Consider the following 14,730-nt stretch of genomic DNA (forward strand, 5'->3'; position numbering starts at 1 on the left):
GGTCAGCCTCTGATGCGTGGGTCGATCGCGCGGTAGGCCAGGTCGAGCAGGGTGCTGATGGTGACGTACACGAGGGCCGACAGCAGCACGACCGCCATCACCACCGGCATGTCGCGGCCCTGCACGGCGTCCATGGCGACGCGGCCGAGCCCCGGCCTGCCGAACAGCACCTCGGTGATCACGGCGCCGCCGAGCAGCGCGCCGGTGAACCAGCCGGCCAGCGTGACGGCGGGGATGAGGGCGTGCCTGAGCGCGTGCCTGGCGACCAGCGCCCGCTCGGTGAGCCCGCGCGCCCGCGCGGTGACCGCGAACGGCTGCTCCAGAGCCCGTTCGAGGCCGCCGCGCAGCACCTGCCCGAGCACGCCCGCGATGGGCAGCCCGAGCGCGAGCGCGGGCAGCACGAGCGCGCGCGGCCCCTGCGCCCCGGAGACGGGGAACCAGCCCAGCGTGAACGAGAACAGCGACAGCAGCAGGATCCCGATGAGGAACGGCGGCACCGACACCGCCACCAGCTCCGCCAGCGAGGCCGTGCCGCGCGCGAGCCGTCCCCGGCCGGCGGTGACCAGGGCGATCACCCCGGCCAGCGCGATCCCGATGCCCGCCGCGGCGGCGGTGAGCTGCAGGGTGGGCCCGATCTGCGTGGCCAGCAGGTCGCCGACGTCCTGCTGCAGCCGGTACGAGCGCCCGAGGTCGCCGTGCACCAGCCGCCACAGGTACGACAGGTACTGAACGATCTCGGGCCGGTCGAGCCCCCACTCGGCGATGATCCTGGCCCGGATCTCGGGGGTGTCGGGCCCGTCGCCGACCAGGATGTCCACGGTGTCGCCTGGGGCGAGCAGCAATGCCAGGTAAGCGGCGGTGGCCGCGGCCCACAGCACGGCCAGCCCGCTGCCGAGCCTTCTGATCATGTTCCGATCCGCACGTCGTAGGCGCTCGCGGGGGTGCCCGACGCGGGCTCGAAGCCGAGCCCCTGCACGCTCTTGTGCGCGGCGATCTGATCGGCGGGCACGTAGAGCGGGAACACGATGGCCTTGTCCAGCACCGCGGTCTGCTGGACCTTGTGGTAGAGCTCCTTGCGCCGCTCCTGGTCGGAGCTGGCGCCGGCCTCGGCGAGCCAGGAGTCCAGCCGCTTGTCGGCGTAGTGCGTCCTGTTGAGCGAGCCGTCGGCGGGCAGGATGAGGTTGAGCGCGGCGCCGGAGTCGGAGTCGCCGCGGGAGTTCTCGAACACCTCGTAGTCGTTGTCCTGCAGCGCCTGCTGCGCCGCCCCCTGATCGACGACCTTGACCTGGTAGTCGATGCCGGCGTTCTGCTTGACCTGGGCCTGGATGGCCTGGGCGAGGACGTCGCGGCGGTCGCGCTGGAACGCCGCGGAGGCGAAGACGCGCACGGTCAGCCGCTTGCCGTCCTTGACGCGGTACCCCTCGGCGTCGCGCTGCCTCCATCCGGCGGCGTCGAGCAGCGCGTTGGCCTTGGCCACGTCGCCGCCGTAGCGGCCTTCCAGGCTCGCGTCGTAGAACGGGCTCGACTTGGCGACGAGGCTCCACGCCCTGGTCGCGGTGCCCTGGTAGACCGACTGCAGCACGGCGTCGAGGTCCACGGCCTCGCGGAACGCCTCGCGCACGCGCTGGTCGTCGAACGGGGTGCGGGAGGTGTTGAAGTAGTAGCTGAAGGAGGTGCCGGTGTTGAGCGAGGTGGTCAGCGTGAGGTCGGGGTCGCGTTCGATCATCGCGGCCTCGGTGGCCGGCACGCCCTCGATGACCTGCACCTGGCCGGAGGTGAGCGCGCCGACGCGGACGGAGGCCTCGGGCAGGAACCGGTAGGTGATCTCGGCCAGGTGGGCGGGGCCCTGGTGGGCGGCCGTCGCGGGCGGCCACTTGTAGTCGGGGTTGCGGCGGTAGTGGATCTCCTGGCCAGGGACGTACCTGTCGAGGATGAACGGCCCGGTGCCGACCAGGTCGGGCCCGCCGAACTTGAGGTCCTTGGCGTTCTTGAGCGAGCGCGGCGAGACCTGCCCCGAGTAGGGGGAGGCGAGGAAGTCGAGGAAGAGCCCGTCGGGCTCGGTCAGCGTGATCTTGATGGTGGTCGGCGAGACGACCTCGGACTTGTCGTAGCTCTTGAGCTGGATGGCCGCGACGGCCGGGTTGTAGCCGGGCACCTTGAACTGGTCGAGGTTGGCCTTGACCGCGGCGGCGTCGAACTTGGTGCCGTCGTGGAAGGTGACGTCGTCGCGGAGTTCGAGGGTGTAGACGCGGCCGTCGTCCGACACCTCCCACGACTTGGCCAGCCACGGGTGGAACGTGCCTTCCTTGTCCCGCGCGAGCAGGGCGTCGAACTGGTTGAACACCAGCAGCCTGGCCTTGTTCTGCGCCCAGAGCTGGGGGTTGAGCGTGATCGGCTCGGTCTCGATGGCCCAGGTCAGACCGGCGGACGCGGCCTCCTCCTGGGCGGGCTCGGCACCGCAGGCGGCCAGGGTGAGTGCGAGCAATAAGGCGGGCGCGAGGCGCTTTCTCAGCTTCATGGGCGTCACTGGTGGTTCCATGCTTCGGCGAGCAGCTCGTACGAGCGCACGCGGTCTTCGTGATCGTGGGTGATGGTGGTGACGAGCAGCTCGTCGGCCCCGGTCACCCGGCGCAGGGTGCGCAGCCGCGCGGCGACCTGGTCGGGCGTGCCGACGAACTGCGTGTCGACGCGGTCTCTGACCAGGGCGCGGTCCTCGTCGGTCCAGACGTGGGCGGCGGCCTCGGCCGGCGTGGCGAAGCGCATGGCGCCCGCGCCGGTCCTGATGCTGCGCACCCACAGGGCGTAAGGGGAGGCGAGCTCGCGGGCGGCGGCCTCGGTGGGGGCCACGACGGCGTCGGCGGAGACCATGACGTACGGCTCGGGCAGCTCGTCCGACGGCTTGAACGCCTCCCGGTAGGCCTCCACCGCCTCCAGCACGTTGGAGGGGCTGACGTGGTAGTTGGCGGCGAACGGCAGCCCGCGCTCCCCCGCCACCCTGGCGCTCTGGCCGCCGCTGCTGCCCAGGATCCACACCTCCAGGTCCGCGCCCTCGCCGGGGACGGCGCGCACTTCGTGGGTGCCGTTGATGAAGGCGAGCACGTCGTCGATCTGCTCGGCGAAGTCGGGCGTCCGCGCGCCGGGCTGCTGCAGGAAGGTGGCGTAGTGGCGGAGCTGCGGGTGGGTGGCGAGCGTGGACAGGTCGAACGGCGCCGGGATGAGCAGCCCGTCCACCACCTTGTCCTCGCGCGGCGGCTGGGACGGCGCCTTGGGGGCCTTGGCAAGCTCGGCGCGGCGCTGCCCGGACCGGCCGATGCCGAGGTCGATGCGCCCCGGGTGCAGGGCGTCGATGATGCCGAACTGCTCGACGACCGACAGCGGGGTCTGGTGGCCGAGCTGCACCGCGCCGGAGCCGACCCTGATGCGCGAGGTCGCCGCGGCGACCAGCGCGATCAGCACGGCGGGCGCGGAGCTGGCCACGCCGGGCGCGAAGTGGTGCTCGGCCAGCCAGTAGCGGCGATAGCCGAACTCCTCGGCCCTGCGGGCCAGGTCGATCGTGTTGGCCAGGGCGTCGGAGGCCGTGCCGCCCGAGGGGATGGGGGCGAGGTCGAGGATGGACAGCGTCATGACGCGCCTCCCGCGACGGCGGGCACCCGATCGCCGGACGCTCCGTCGGACGCAGCGTCGGACGCGGCATCGGACGCAGCATCGGACGCAGCATCGGACGCGGCGGGAGACGAAGGCGGCGAGGGGAACGGCCGGCTCGGGATCTCGGCCCGCAGCACCGGCGCGATCTCCGACTGGAACAGCTCCAGCACGGCCCGGTGCTGCGCGGGCGTGAGCCCTTCGGCGTCGGCGGGGATGTGCATGACCTCGTGCCCGAAGCGCCGGTGGTAGCACAGCACCTTGTCGATGATCTGCTGCGGGCTGCCCACCAGGACCGAGCTGCGCTCGATGGCGTCCTCCAGCGTGGGGAAGACGATCGGGATGCCGGCCTTGCGCTGGCGCTCCAGCCGTGCCTGGAAGACCGGCCGGTAGGCGGCGATGGCCTCCTGCGAGGTCCTGGCCGCGAACAGGCCGGCGAACCCGGCTCCGACCAGCGCGTCCGCCGGGTCGTGCCCGTAGTGCGCCCACCGCTCGCGGTAGTGGTCGATCAGCTCGGCGTACGGCTCGATGGGGTTGGAGACGTTCGCGGAGAACAGCGGGTCGCCGTGGCGGGCGGCCAGCTCGACCGACTCCTTGCTGGTGGCGCTGCCGTGCCAGACCCTGATCGGCCGCTGCAGGGGGCGCGGCCAGGTCTGGGCGTCCTCGAGCGGGGGACGGAACCGGCCGCTCCAGGTCACCTTCTCCTCCCGCCACAGGCGGCGGAACAGCTCGTACGACTCCCGGTTGCGCTCCCACTGGTCCTCGGTGGTGACGTGGAACAGCTTGGCCTGGGCCGCGCCGTTGCCCTTGCCGATGATCAGTTCGAGCCGCCCGCCGGACAGGTGGTCGAGCGTGGCGTAGTCCTCGTAGGCGCGTACGGGGTCGAGCAGGCTCAGCGTGGTCACGGCGGTGAACAGCCGGATGCGGGAGGTCTTGGCCGCGATGTGGCTGAGCACGACGGGCGGCGACGAGGACAGGAACGGCCACTCGTGCCGCTCCCCCACCGCGAACCCGTCGAAGCCCAGCTCCTCGGCCAGCTGCGCGGCCGCGACGACCTCGCGGAAGCGCTCGGTCGGGGAGGTGCCGCCGTGATGCGAGATGAGGGTCATGGCCAGGAACTTCATCGTGCCTCCGCGTACCGGTTCGCCGGGCGGGGCAGGCCGAGCAGCCCGCGCAGTGTCCCGGCCTCGTAGGTGCTTCTGAAGGCCGAGCGCGCCCGCAGCTCGGCGGTCAGCCCCGAGGTGATGTGCGCCAGGTCGTACGGCAGCGCCCCAGGCCGCAGCCGGTACCCCTGGATGCCGGCCCGCCGCCACTCCAGCAGCAGGTCCGCGAGCTCCCGCACGTGGCCGGTGAAGATCGCCGCGTCGGAGGTGAGCTCGGCGCCGTCCTGCTCGTCCAGCCGTGCCTTGCGCCGCGCGGCGTCGTCGCCGAGGAACACCAGCAGGTCGGCGAAGATCTTGATGTCCGGCGACAGCTCCCTGACCTCGGCGACGATGGCGCGGGCGTGCTCGGCCGAGTGCGGCGTAACGAACACGACGTCGGCGTTCGCGGCGGCGAACTCGTACGGCAGCCGCTGGTGGGCGAGCGCGGCCACGACCGGCTGGCCCTGGGGCGAGCGCGGCGTGATGGACGGTCCTTTGATGGAGAAGAACCTCCCGGAGAAGTCGATGTAGTGGAGCTTGTCGCGGTCGATGAAGCGGCCGGTGGCGACGTCCCTGATCTCGGCGTCGTCCTCCCAGCTGTCCCAGAGCCGCCTGGCCACCTCGACCGCGTCGGCGGCCTCCTCGAACAGCTCCTGCACGTGCGGGCGCGCGCTGACCGACCCGGCGGCGGGGTCGAAGGGCGGGATGGTCCTGCGGCCGAAATGGCGGGCCTCGGCGGAGCGTACGGAGATCTGCGGCCGCCAGCCGGCCCGCCCGCCGCTGACGTGGTCGAGCGTGGCGATGCCGATGGCGACGTGGAACGGCTCGGTGTGGGTGGTGGTGGCGGTCGGCACCAGGCCGATCCGGTGGGTGAGCGGGGCGAGCCGGGCGGCGAGCAGCACCGCGTCGAAGCGGCCGCGCACCTGGTCGGTGCGGTCGTCGAAGCCGTCGGGCAGCGACGACTGCGGGCCGAAGGCGTCCTCGATGGTGACGAAGTCGAGCAGGCCGCGCTCGGCCTCGGTGACGAGCCCGGCCCAGTAGCGGGCGGTGAACAGGTCGCGGGCGGCCCCGGGCGCCTCCCGCCAGGCGGCCGGGTGCCAGCCCGCGCCGTCCAGGGCGACGGCAAGGTGGAGGGGTGCGGGTGGTGTCATGCCAGCTCCAGGTGCTCGCGCAGGGTGGCGCCGGTGTAGTCGGTACGGAAGACGCCGCGCTCCTGCAGCAGCGGCACCACCTTGTCGACGAAGTCGTCGAGGCCGCCGGGCGTCAGGTGCGGCACGAGGATGAAGCCGTCGGCGGCGCCGGCCTGCACGTGCTCGTCGATCTTGCGGGCCACGGTCTCGGGGGTGCCGATGAACGTCTGCCGCCCGGTCACCTCGATGACCAGCTCGCGGATGGTGAGCTTCTTCTCCGCGGCCAGCGCCCGCCACTTGGCGGCCACGGCGGCCCTGTCCTTGATCGGCACCCGTCCGCGCGAGACTCCCTCGCTGAGGTCGGGCTCGACGTCGGGCAGCGGGCCTTCGGGGTCGTAGGCGGACATGTCGCGGCCCCACACCTGTTCCAGGAAGGCGATGGCGGTCTGCGGGCTGACCTGCTGCCTGCGGATCGCGGCGGCGTTCTCGGCGGCCTCCTCATCGGTGTCGCCGAGCGCGTACGTGACGCCCGGCATGATCTTGAGCTGGTGCGGCTCGCGGCCGTACTTGGCCATGCGGCCTTTGACGTCGGCGGAGAACCGCTTGCCGTCCTCCAGCGTGCCGTGCCCGGTGAAGACGACGTCGGCGGTGGCGGCGGCGAACTCCCTGCCGTCGGGCGAGTCGCCGGCCTGAATGATCACCGGGTGTCCCTGGGGGCTGCGCGGCAGCGTGAAGCGGCCTTCGACGTCGAAGTGCTTGCCGTGGTGGACGACGTCGCCGATGGCGCGGTCCCGCAGGAAGCGGCCGCTCCCGGCGTCGGCGACCACGGCGTCCGGCGCCCAGGAGTCCCACAGCTCGCGGGCCAGGCGGACGAACTCGGCGGCCCGCTCGTAGCGCTCGCTGTAGTCGAGGAAGCCGCCGCGCCGGAAGTTCTCGCCGGTGAAGGCGTCGGAGGTGGTGACCACGTTCCACGCCGCCCTGCCCTCGCTGAGGTGGTCGAGGGTGGCGAGGCGGCGGGCCAGCTCGTACGGCTCGTTGAAGGTGGCGCTGACGGTGCCGGCCAGGCCGAGCCGTTCGGTGACCGCGGCCAGCGCGCTCAGCACGGTCAGCGACTCCGGCCTGCCGACCACGTCGAGGTCGTGGATGCGGCCCTTCAGCTCGCGCAGCCGCAGGCCCTCGGCCAGGAAGAAGAAGTCGAACTTGCCGCGCTCGGCGGTCTTGGCGAGGTGGACGAACGAGGAGAAGTCGATCTGGCTGCCGGAGCGGGGGTCGCTCCAGACGGTGGTGTTGTTGACGCCGGGGAAGTGCGCGGCGAGGTGCACCTGCTTGCGTGTCGTCATCGGTCCCGCCCGTGAGGAGTGCGCCAGGTGTCCGGCAGGCCCTCGGTGGTCTCGGCGAACGCGGGCAGCGTGTAGAGATCGCGGGCGTAGCCCCACAGGTTCGGGAAGCCGGACAGGTCGTGCTCGGTGATGAGGTGGTGGCGGTTGTACTCGGTGTCGTACCTGGCCAGCGTGACCCACAGGCGCACGTCGGCCTCGGTGACCGCGTCGCCTGACAGGTAGCGGCGGGCGGCCAGCCTGCGGTCCAGCGAGCGCAGCGTGCCGACGACCTTGCGGCGCTCGCTGTCGCGTTCCCGCTCGCTCGCGGCGCGGGCGACGCGCGAGACCCCGGTGCTGACGTCGTGGTAGATCCACGCGTTCAGCCTGTTGATCTCGGGGCGCAGCGCCTCCGGGTAGAGGTCCACGCTGCGGTCGGCCCACTCCTCGAACTGGGTGGCCAGGTCGATCGTGATGTCGGGGAAGTTGTTGCTGACGATCCTGCCGCGCTGCCGGTCCCACAGCACGGGCACCGAGATGTGGCCGGGGTAGCCCTTCTCGGTGGCGTCGTACGCCTGCTCCAGGAGCGTGAACCCGTTGACCGGGTCGGGGCCCCTGCGCTCCCTGAAGGCCCAGCCGCGCCCGTCGCGCTCGTCGTCCACGTACGACAGCGACACGACCTCTTCGAGCCCTTTGAGCTTGCGGACGATCGCCGCGCGGTGGGCGTACGGGCAGACCCAGGCGACGTAGAGATGGTAGCGGCCGGGCTCGGCGCGGTAGCCGCTGGACCCGTCGGCGGTGATCCGGCCCTGGAAGGGGTAGATGGGGCGGTTCCAGCCGGCCGACAGGTGCAGGCGGCCCGGGCCGTACGGGCCGTAGGCGTCGTAGTCGACGGGACTGGCGTAGGCGGGGGCGCCCGTCCCGGTGCGGGTCCGGGCGTGAATCCCGGTGTGCACGGTCACACTCAGCTCCAGACGCGGGGTCGCTCAGTCTTCGTTGTGCGGGCGGAAGCGGCCGAATCGGCCCTGGTGGTAGAGGAGGGGGCGGCCTTCGCCGTGCGTGCGCACGTCGGCGACGAGGCCGACGACGAGCACGTGGTCGCCGACGTCGGCGGTCTCGTACGGCAGGCACACGAGGTGCGCGCAGACGTCCTGCAGCAACGGCGCGCCGAGCGGGCCCGGCCGCCATCTGGTGGGCGGGGCGAAGCGGTCGATGCCCTTGCGGGCGAACCGCGCGGCCAGGTCGGCCTGGTCGGCGGAGAGGATGTTGACGGCGAAGTGGTCGGCGGAGCGCAGCCAGGGCCAGGTGGTGGAGGACTGGTCGACGTAGAAGGAGACGAGCGGCGGTTCGAGGCTGACCGAGGAGAACGAGGTGGCGGTCATGCCGACCGGGACGCCGTCGTTCTGCGCGGTGATCACTACGACGCCGGCGGCGTGGACGGCGAGCGCGCGGCGGAACGACTCGGCGCCGACGGCGCGGCCGGGCAGCGTGTCGGTCATGCCCAGGCACTCCCCTCGCGGTCGGTGCCGGCCGGTGCCGGGCTGGTCGGGGTGGTGGGACGTGATGGGATCACGGGATCGTTCCTCACAGGGAAGGCGTGCTCGCGCGGCGCGGCGGCGGCGGTGGTGCGCGAGCGCGGGTGTACGGGGTCGTCGGGCGGGAGCGTGGACGGCGTCGGCCACGCCCGAGCTCAAGGGGTGTCGGCGGCGTGAGGCCGCCCGCGGTGGTCCGTGATCAGCGACACTGCGCGCTGGCGACGTGGCAGAAGTCCACGTGCGGGCGCGCGGTCAGGTGGAAGCCCTGGCTCATGTCTTCGACGCTAAGCCGGACTTTCGGATAAGTCAATATTTCCTACTTGTTATACGGGAAATTAGTGCGTACCTGGCCGGACATGGCGACGCCCCGCCACCACCCGGTGGCGGGGCGTCGCTGACGATCGGTCCTTGACGCCTGTGAGCGCGACGCCTCCGATGCAGGAGCGTTGCCGGCAGAAGAACCGGACGATGATCGGCTCGAGGGCTCCGCTCGGGCGGCGTGATGAACCTCCGGGCGTCCTGCATGAACGCCGCCTACCGGCACGACCTGCGGGCCGCCGGGCGGGGTGCCCTCCTTCGGCGGGCAGATCACCGGCCGGTCGCCGCCCGCCGGGCTCACCCTCGACCGGTTCACCGGCACCGTCCCGGCACCACGACCGCCACCGACGGCCGCGCCGCGGAGCGGAGCGGCGCCGGCCGGGCTCCTCGACGCCAGAGCGTCCGCCTGACAGGCAGGGCTCCTCGACATCGCGCCATCCGCCCCACCAGCCGGACTCCTCGACATCGCGCCATCCGCCTCACCAGCCGGACTCCTGAACGTCAGGCCGTCCGTCTGACCGGTCGCGCGGATACCCACTTTTTTGTGGGTACTTGCCGCCCCGGCACTCCACCGACGAAGCTGAGGACACGGCGGCCGGAGGGCCGCCGGGAACCTGTGCAGGACGTACGAGAGGAGGCCGGGGCGATGCGCGTCACGAGACCTGCCGGGCCGCGGCCAGCCTCTCCAGGCGGCGGTGACCCCAGTCGGCGAGAGGCTCAAGCGCCTTCGCCAGGTCGCGGCCGAACGGGGTCAGCGAGTACTCGGTCCGCAGCGGCCGCTCGTCGTACACCTGCCGGTGGACCAACCCGTCGCCCTCCATCTCGCGCAGCGTCTGCGTCAGCACCTTCTCGCTGAGCCCCGGCAGCCGGCGCAGCAGCTCGCCGGGACGCCACGGGCCTGACTCCAGCAGCCAGAGCAGGGTCGTCTTCCACTTGCCGTCGATCACGGCGATCGCGGCGGTCACCCCGCAGACGTTCATGTCCTGTGCTCTGCTGCGCGTCATCGCCGCCCCGCCCTTCATCACCGAAGCCCTTAAAGGAGCCTTTCACGCATGTCCGCATCCATCCTGCAGTCTGCCGTCACCGTGCTCGGCCTGGGTCCCATGGGCCGGGCGCTGGCCGGCGCGTTCCTGGACGCGGGCCTTGCCGTCACGGTCTGGAACCGTACGCGGGGCCGGGACCGCGAGCTGGTGGCCCGCGGCGCCTCAGGCGCGCCGTCACTCGAGGCCGCGGTCGCCGCGAGCCCGCTCACCGTGCTCTGCGTGGTCGACTACGACGCGGCCGGCGCGATCGTGCGCGGGGACGCGGTGGCCGCCGCGCTCAAGGGCCGCACGCTCGTCAACCTGACCGCCGACACGCCCGCCCGGGCCCGCGACCTGGGCGCGTGGGCGTCCGCGCACGGCATCGGCTACCTCGACGGCGCCATCATGACGCCGGCCCCCACCATCGGCACGCCGGACGCGGTGTTCCTGCACAGCGGGCCCGAGGAGCTCTACCGCGAGCACCAGGGGACGCTGGCGGCGCTCGGCGGCACCCACACCCACCTGGGGGCCGACATCGGGCGGGCGGCCGCGTACGACCTCGCGCTGCTCGACGTCTTCTGGACCGCCATGGCCGGGTACGCCCACGCGCTGGCCCTCGCCAAGGCGGAGGGCGTCACCGCCGCGGAGCTGGCGCCGTTCGCGAAGGGCATCACCGCGATCCTGCCGCCGCTCTTCGAGCGGGGCGCGCAGCAGGCCGACGCGGGCGACTTCCCCGGTGACATCAACCCGATCACCTCGGCGGCGTCGTCCATGCGGCACATCGTGCAGGCGTCCGAGGAGCGCGGCATCGACGCGAGCGTGATGCGCGCGGCCGAAGGGCTGGCCCGCCGCGTCATCGGGCTCGGACACGGCGGGGACGACTTCCTGCGCATCACCACCCTGCTCAATCCCCGCTGAGCGTCATGAGCCGGGCGGCCCCTTCTCGCCGACGCCGCCGACCGGCTGGGCGCACCGCGACACGCACCCTCCGGCGGCTCCCCGCCCGCCGACGCCACTGACCGGCTGGGCGCACCGCGACACGCGTCCGGCGCGGCTCACGGCCCCCAACGCCGCCGACCGGCTCGGCGCACCGCGACACGCACCCTCCGGCGGCTCCCCACCCGCCGACGCCGCTCACCGGCGGGCGCGCGGTGACGACCGCGCTCGGGCGTGCTGATACTCCTCACCGGCCCCGGCTCATCGAGTCGGGCCGCTCGACGGCGGGCCCGGCCCGTCACCGCTCACCCCTTCACCCCTCCCCCCAGTGGCCGCCCCGCTGCAACGGGTCGGCAGGCGCCCGCTCCGGAGGCGGGCAGCGGGGCCCCAGGGTGCCGGCATGGCCCCCTTGTGCGGCGGGTCAGCGGCCGCCGGTCGCCGAGGCGGGGAGCGGGATGGTGGGGAAGGGGTTGTCGGGGAGCAGTACCACGCGGCGGGGCCGGTCGGGCGTGCCGGCGGCGTCGAGGTGGAGCAGCGCCGCGCCGATGCCCGCCGCGCCCACCATGTAGCCGGTGTCGGCGGTGACCTCGCCGGGCCGCAGCCTCCGGTACGCCTGGTACCAGCGGTAGCCCCGGCCGTTGTGGTCGGTGGCGCGGGAGATCAGGTCGGCGGCCAGCGTGTGGGCGTACTCCAGGTGGGCCCGGTCGCCGGTGACCGCCCACAGGCCGACGAACAGCTCGATCACCCCGGCCGTGCCGCAGCACTGGCAGGCCACGTTCCAGTAGCCCTCGGTGCGGCGGCGCGGCGCTCCGCTGCTGACGATGCCGCGCGCGAGCCGCTCGGCCCACTCCAGGTCGGCGGGGTCGCCGCCCACCCGGTACAGCTCGTAGAACATCCTGGCCACGCCGGCCGAGCCGGAGCAGAAGCCGAGGTAGTGCAGGCCGCGCGCCTGCGGCACGTGGTGCGGCACGACCGCGCAGCGCCCGCTCACGATGCTGACCTCGCGGACGAAGGCGGCGCCGCTGCGCGCCGCGTCGAGGAAGCGCCGGTCGCCGGTGACGCCGTACAGGCGGGCCAGCAGGAACGCGGTGCCGGACGTGCCGGCGAGGAAACCCGGGGTGACGGCGTCGACCGGCAGGTCGGCGCAGTCGCCGAAGCGGTGGCCGGGCACCGGCACGCGGGCGACCCGGAGCCCCGCCTCCACGGCGGCCTCCTCGTACGCCGGCACGCCGAGGTGCGTGGCGGCCCGCAACAGCCCGAGGATGATGCCGCCCTCGCCGCGCTGCGCGGGGTCGTGCGACCATTGGACCCCGTCGCCGCCTTCGGTGCCCTTGCGCACGATGTGGTCGGCGATGGCGGCGGCCTCGGCCTCGAACTGCGTTTCTCCGAGCGTCCATCCGGCCTCCATGAGGGCGATCATGATGCCGGTGAGCCCGTGGTAGAGGGTCAGGTCCTCATGCTCGCGCCAGGTGGCGGCGAGCCGCCTGGCGCCGGCCCTGGCGTCCTCCAGGTACGCCTCGTGCCCGGTGGCCATGGCCAGCTCGAGGAAGAACAGCACCACGCCGGCCGCCCCCGAGTACAGGGACCAGGGCTCGGCGGTGACGGCGGACGCGCCGCGCGTGTCGGGGTTGGCCTGCCACCAGCGGCCGTGCTCGTCGTCGACGGCGGCCGAGCGGACCCACCGCCCGGCCAGGATGGCGGCGGTCAGCGGCGTGTCGGCGCGGGCGCTCGACGCGCGCATCTCGTCCAGGCTCATGGAATTATTTTCCCATAGATTTAGTAGGAAGACTCGGAAAGCGGGCGAACCAGATGTGGTCGGACACGATGCTCCACCCGTCCGGGCCTCGGCACAAATAGCCGCGCGGGAGCGACGGCACTGGCGGTTCCGGCGGCACCACCGGTCCATATGGCGAGAACGGCTCCGCCGCCGCAGAGCGCTTTACCGCCGGAGCGGGCTCCGCGCCCGGAGCGGGCTCCGCCGCCGGCGAGCGGTCCATCGCCGGGGCGCATTCCACTGCCGGACAGCGCTCCGCCGCCGAGACGCGTTCCGCTACCCGACAGCGCTCTCCTGCAGGGGTGCGTTCCACTACCGGACAGCGCTCTAGTGCCGGGGCGCGTTCCACTGCCGCGGGCGGCTCCGCTACGGAGGGCGGCTCTCGAAGCGCCGGTCGCGCGGATCCAGTCGGCCGTCGCCATCACTCGTCCCCGGTGACGCCGAGCGCCCGCAGCAGCTCGGCGCGGACCTCGGCGGGGTCGGTCGTGGCGTCGAGCCGCTTCTCGACGGCGATCCTGCCGCCGTCCAGCACCAGCACCCGGTCGGCCAGCGCGATGGCCTCGTCCACGTCGTGGGTGACCAGGAGCACGGCCGGGCGGTGCTGCTCGAACAGGCGGCGCAGCAGCCGGTGCATCTTCAGCCTGGTCAGGGCGTCGAGGGCGCCGAACGGCTCGTCGGCCAGGAGCAGGCGGGGCTCGCGCACCAGGGATCTGGCCAGCGCCACGCGCTGCTGCTCGCCGCCCGACAGCTCGTTCGGCCAGGCCCGCTCGCGCCCGGCGAGACCGACCTCGGCCAGGCTCTCCCTGCCGCGCTCCTCGGCCCCGGTGAGCCCGAGCACGACGTTCGGCAGCACCCGCTGCCACGGCAGCAGCCGGGCGTCCTGGAACACCACCGACACCTGGTCGGGCACCTGCACCGTGCCGTCGCCCGCCACGTCGGCGTCCAGCCCGGCCAGCGCCTTGAGCAGCGTGCTCTTGCCCGAGCCGCTGCGGCCGAGCAGCGCCGTGAACTCGCCCGGCGCGAGCTCCAGGTCCAGGCCGTCCAGCACCCTGCGCGAGCCGAAGACGCGGGTCAGTCCTTCGACGCGGATCAGCTCGCCAACGTCCGTCGCCACGACAGCGCCCTCCTTTCCACGAGGCGGACCGCGGCGTCGGAGAACAGGCCGAGCAGGCCGTACAGGACGATGCCGACGAGGATCACGTCCGTCTGCCCGTACGTGCGCGCCAGGTCCATCATGTAGCCGATGCCGCTGGTGGAGTTGATCAGCTCGGCCACCACCAGGAACAACCAGGCCGTGGTGACCGCGAAACGCAGGCCCAGCAGGAAGCCGGGCAGCGCCCCCGGCAGCACCACCTTCCTGATGAACGCGCCGCGCGTGAGATCGACGGTCTCGGCCAGCTCGACGTAGCGGCTGTCGATGCCGCGCAGCCCGTTGTGCGTGTGGATGTAGATCGGCACGAGCACGCCGACCGCGATGACGGTGATCTTCATGGTCTCGCCGATGCCCAGCCACAGGATCAGCAGCGGCATCAGCGCCAGGGACGGGATCGCGCGCTTGATCTGCACCGGGCCGTCGATGATGGCCTCGCCCCAGCGGCTGAGACCGGAGATCAGCGCGAGCACCGTGCCCAGCGGAACGCCGATGGCCAGGCCGGAGGCCACCCGGCCGAGCGAGGTCAGCAGGTTGTCCTGAAGGCGGCCGTTCTCGATCAGCTCGCCCGCCGTGGCGACCACGGTCCACGGCGCGGACAGGAAGCGGGGGTCGAGCCGGCCCGTCGCCGACGCCACCGCCCAGAGCGCGAGCAGCAGCAGCGGGCCCACCAGGAAGCCCAGCTTGATCGGGCGGCCCGGCCTCAGCCGGCGGCGGGCCCGTACGCGGGCGGGCGCGACGGGACGCGAGGCGAGCAGAGTCATG

General features: G+C 72.9%; 13 protein-coding genes. 1 reads left to right on the top strand and 12 read right to left on the bottom strand.

From position 1 onward, the window contains the following. Positions 1 to 2 precede the first annotated feature (2 nt). The 9 genes from ACGFIM_RS04775 to ACGFIM_RS04815 form a co-directional block, all read right to left on the bottom strand. Positions 3 to 908, bottom strand: a complete 906-nt coding sequence (locus ACGFIM_RS04775) for an ABC transporter permease (RefSeq protein WP_393194635.1) — start codon at positions 906 to 908, stop codon at positions 3 to 5. Next, a complete protein-coding gene (locus ACGFIM_RS04780; RefSeq protein ID WP_393194638.1) occupies positions 905 to 2,518 on the bottom strand; it encodes an ABC transporter substrate-binding protein in 1,614 nt (537 codons plus the stop codon). Before ACGFIM_RS04780 ends, ACGFIM_RS04775 begins: the two co-directional genes overlap by 4 nt. A gap of 5 nt (positions 2,519 to 2,523) precedes the next feature. Further along, entirely contained in the window at positions 2,524 to 3,624 is a 1,101-nt protein-coding gene (locus ACGFIM_RS04785) for an LLM class flavin-dependent oxidoreductase (RefSeq protein WP_393194641.1), read from the bottom strand. Beyond that, on the bottom strand, positions 3,621 to 4,766 hold the full coding sequence (locus ACGFIM_RS04790; protein WP_393194644.1) for an LLM class flavin-dependent oxidoreductase: 1,146 nt from the start codon (positions 4,764 to 4,766) through the stop codon (positions 3,621 to 3,623). The genes ACGFIM_RS04785 and ACGFIM_RS04790 overlap by 4 nt, the downstream gene beginning before the upstream one ends. Continuing rightward, positions 4,763 to 5,935 carry an LLM class flavin-dependent oxidoreductase gene (locus tag ACGFIM_RS04795; RefSeq protein ID WP_393194646.1) on the bottom strand — a complete coding sequence of 391 codons (1,173 nt, stop codon included), beginning with the start codon at positions 5,933 to 5,935 and terminating at the stop codon, positions 4,763 to 4,765. The genes ACGFIM_RS04790 and ACGFIM_RS04795 overlap by 4 nt, the downstream gene beginning before the upstream one ends. Beyond that, positions 5,932 to 7,254, bottom strand: a complete 1,323-nt coding sequence (locus tag ACGFIM_RS04800; protein WP_393194649.1) for an NtaA/DmoA family FMN-dependent monooxygenase — start codon at positions 7,252 to 7,254, stop codon at positions 5,932 to 5,934. Before ACGFIM_RS04800 ends, ACGFIM_RS04795 begins: the two co-directional genes overlap by 4 nt. After that, positions 7,251 to 8,192: a glutathione S-transferase C-terminal domain-containing protein gene (locus ACGFIM_RS04805; RefSeq protein WP_393194652.1), complete on the bottom strand. Its 942-nt coding sequence runs from the start codon at positions 8,190 to 8,192 to the stop codon at positions 7,251 to 7,253. Before ACGFIM_RS04805 ends, ACGFIM_RS04800 begins: the two co-directional genes overlap by 4 nt. A gap of 24 nt (positions 8,193 to 8,216) precedes the next feature. After that, positions 8,217 to 8,729, bottom strand: coding sequence for a flavin reductase family protein (locus ACGFIM_RS04810; RefSeq protein ID WP_393194655.1), 513 nt, complete (start codon positions 8,727 to 8,729; stop codon positions 8,217 to 8,219). A 1,007-nt stretch (positions 8,730 to 9,736) separates the two neighbouring features. Next, entirely contained in the window at positions 9,737 to 10,087 is a 351-nt protein-coding gene (locus ACGFIM_RS04815) for a winged helix-turn-helix transcriptional regulator (protein WP_393194658.1), read from the bottom strand. A gap of 48 nt (positions 10,088 to 10,135) precedes the next feature. Between ACGFIM_RS04815 and ACGFIM_RS04820 the strand changes: the two genes are divergently transcribed. Next, on the top strand, positions 10,136 to 11,023 hold the full coding sequence (locus ACGFIM_RS04820) for an NAD(P)-dependent oxidoreductase (protein WP_393194661.1): 888 nt from the start codon (positions 10,136 to 10,138) through the stop codon (positions 11,021 to 11,023). Between the two features lie 439 nt (positions 11,024 to 11,462). Here ACGFIM_RS04820 and ACGFIM_RS04825 read toward each other — a convergent pair whose 3' ends face one another. From ACGFIM_RS04825 to ACGFIM_RS04835, 3 genes are all read right to left on the bottom strand, one after another. Then, the gene (locus tag ACGFIM_RS04825) at positions 11,463 to 12,797 is read right to left on the bottom strand and encodes a lanthionine synthetase LanC family protein (RefSeq protein WP_393194664.1); all 1,335 of its coding nucleotides are present in this window, start codon (positions 12,795 to 12,797) and stop codon (positions 11,463 to 11,465) included. A 439-nt stretch (positions 12,798 to 13,236) separates the two neighbouring features. Next, positions 13,237 to 13,929: an ABC transporter ATP-binding protein gene (locus ACGFIM_RS04830; protein WP_393194667.1), complete on the bottom strand. Its 693-nt coding sequence runs from the start codon at positions 13,927 to 13,929 to the stop codon at positions 13,237 to 13,239. Then, positions 13,905 to 14,729: an ABC transporter permease gene (locus ACGFIM_RS04835; RefSeq protein WP_393194670.1), complete on the bottom strand. Its 825-nt coding sequence runs from the start codon at positions 14,727 to 14,729 to the stop codon at positions 13,905 to 13,907. The genes ACGFIM_RS04830 and ACGFIM_RS04835 overlap by 25 nt, the downstream gene beginning before the upstream one ends. Between the last annotated feature and the right edge of the window lies 1 nt (position 14,730).

The sequence above is a fragment of the Nonomuraea sp. NPDC049309 genome, assembly GCF_043196965.1.
Taxonomy (GTDB): domain Bacteria; phylum Actinomycetota; class Actinomycetes; order Streptosporangiales; family Streptosporangiaceae; genus Nonomuraea; species Nonomuraea fastidiosa.

What these genes read in the sequence shown, in the direction of transcription:
- ACGFIM_RS04775 (WP_393194635.1), bottom strand. Translation starts at nt 908, where the DNA reads ATGATCAGAAGGCTCGGCAGCGGGCTGGCCGTGCTGTGGGCCGCGGCC.
- ACGFIM_RS04780 (WP_393194638.1), bottom strand. Translation starts at nt 2,518, where the DNA reads ATGAAGCTGAGAAAGCGCCTCGCGCCCGCCTTATTGCTCGCACTCACC.
- ACGFIM_RS04785 (WP_393194641.1), bottom strand. Translation starts at nt 3,624, where the DNA reads ATGACGCTGTCCATCCTCGACCTCGCCCCCATCCCCTCGGGCGGCACG.
- ACGFIM_RS04790 (WP_393194644.1), bottom strand. Translation starts at nt 4,766, where the DNA reads ATGAAGTTCCTGGCCATGACCCTCATCTCGCATCACGGCGGCACCTCC.
- ACGFIM_RS04795 (WP_393194646.1), bottom strand. Translation starts at nt 5,935, where the DNA reads ATGACACCACCCGCACCCCTCCACCTTGCCGTCGCCCTGGACGGCGCG.
- ACGFIM_RS04800 (WP_393194649.1), bottom strand. Translation starts at nt 7,254, where the DNA reads ATGACGACACGCAAGCAGGTGCACCTCGCCGCGCACTTCCCCGGCGTC.
- ACGFIM_RS04810 (WP_393194655.1), bottom strand. Translation starts at nt 8,729, where the DNA reads ATGACCGACACGCTGCCCGGCCGCGCCGTCGGCGCCGAGTCGTTCCGC.
- ACGFIM_RS04815 (WP_393194658.1), bottom strand. Translation starts at nt 10,087, where the DNA reads ATGACGCGCAGCAGAGCACAGGACATGAACGTCTGCGGGGTGACCGCC.
- ACGFIM_RS04820 (WP_393194661.1), top strand. Translation starts at nt 10,136, where the DNA reads ATGTCCGCATCCATCCTGCAGTCTGCCGTCACCGTGCTCGGCCTGGGT.
- ACGFIM_RS04825 (WP_393194664.1), bottom strand. Translation starts at nt 12,797, where the DNA reads ATGAGCCTGGACGAGATGCGCGCGTCGAGCGCCCGCGCCGACACGCCG.
- ACGFIM_RS04835 (WP_393194670.1), bottom strand. Translation starts at nt 14,729, where the DNA reads ATGACTCTGCTCGCCTCGCGTCCCGTCGCGCCCGCCCGCGTACGGGCC.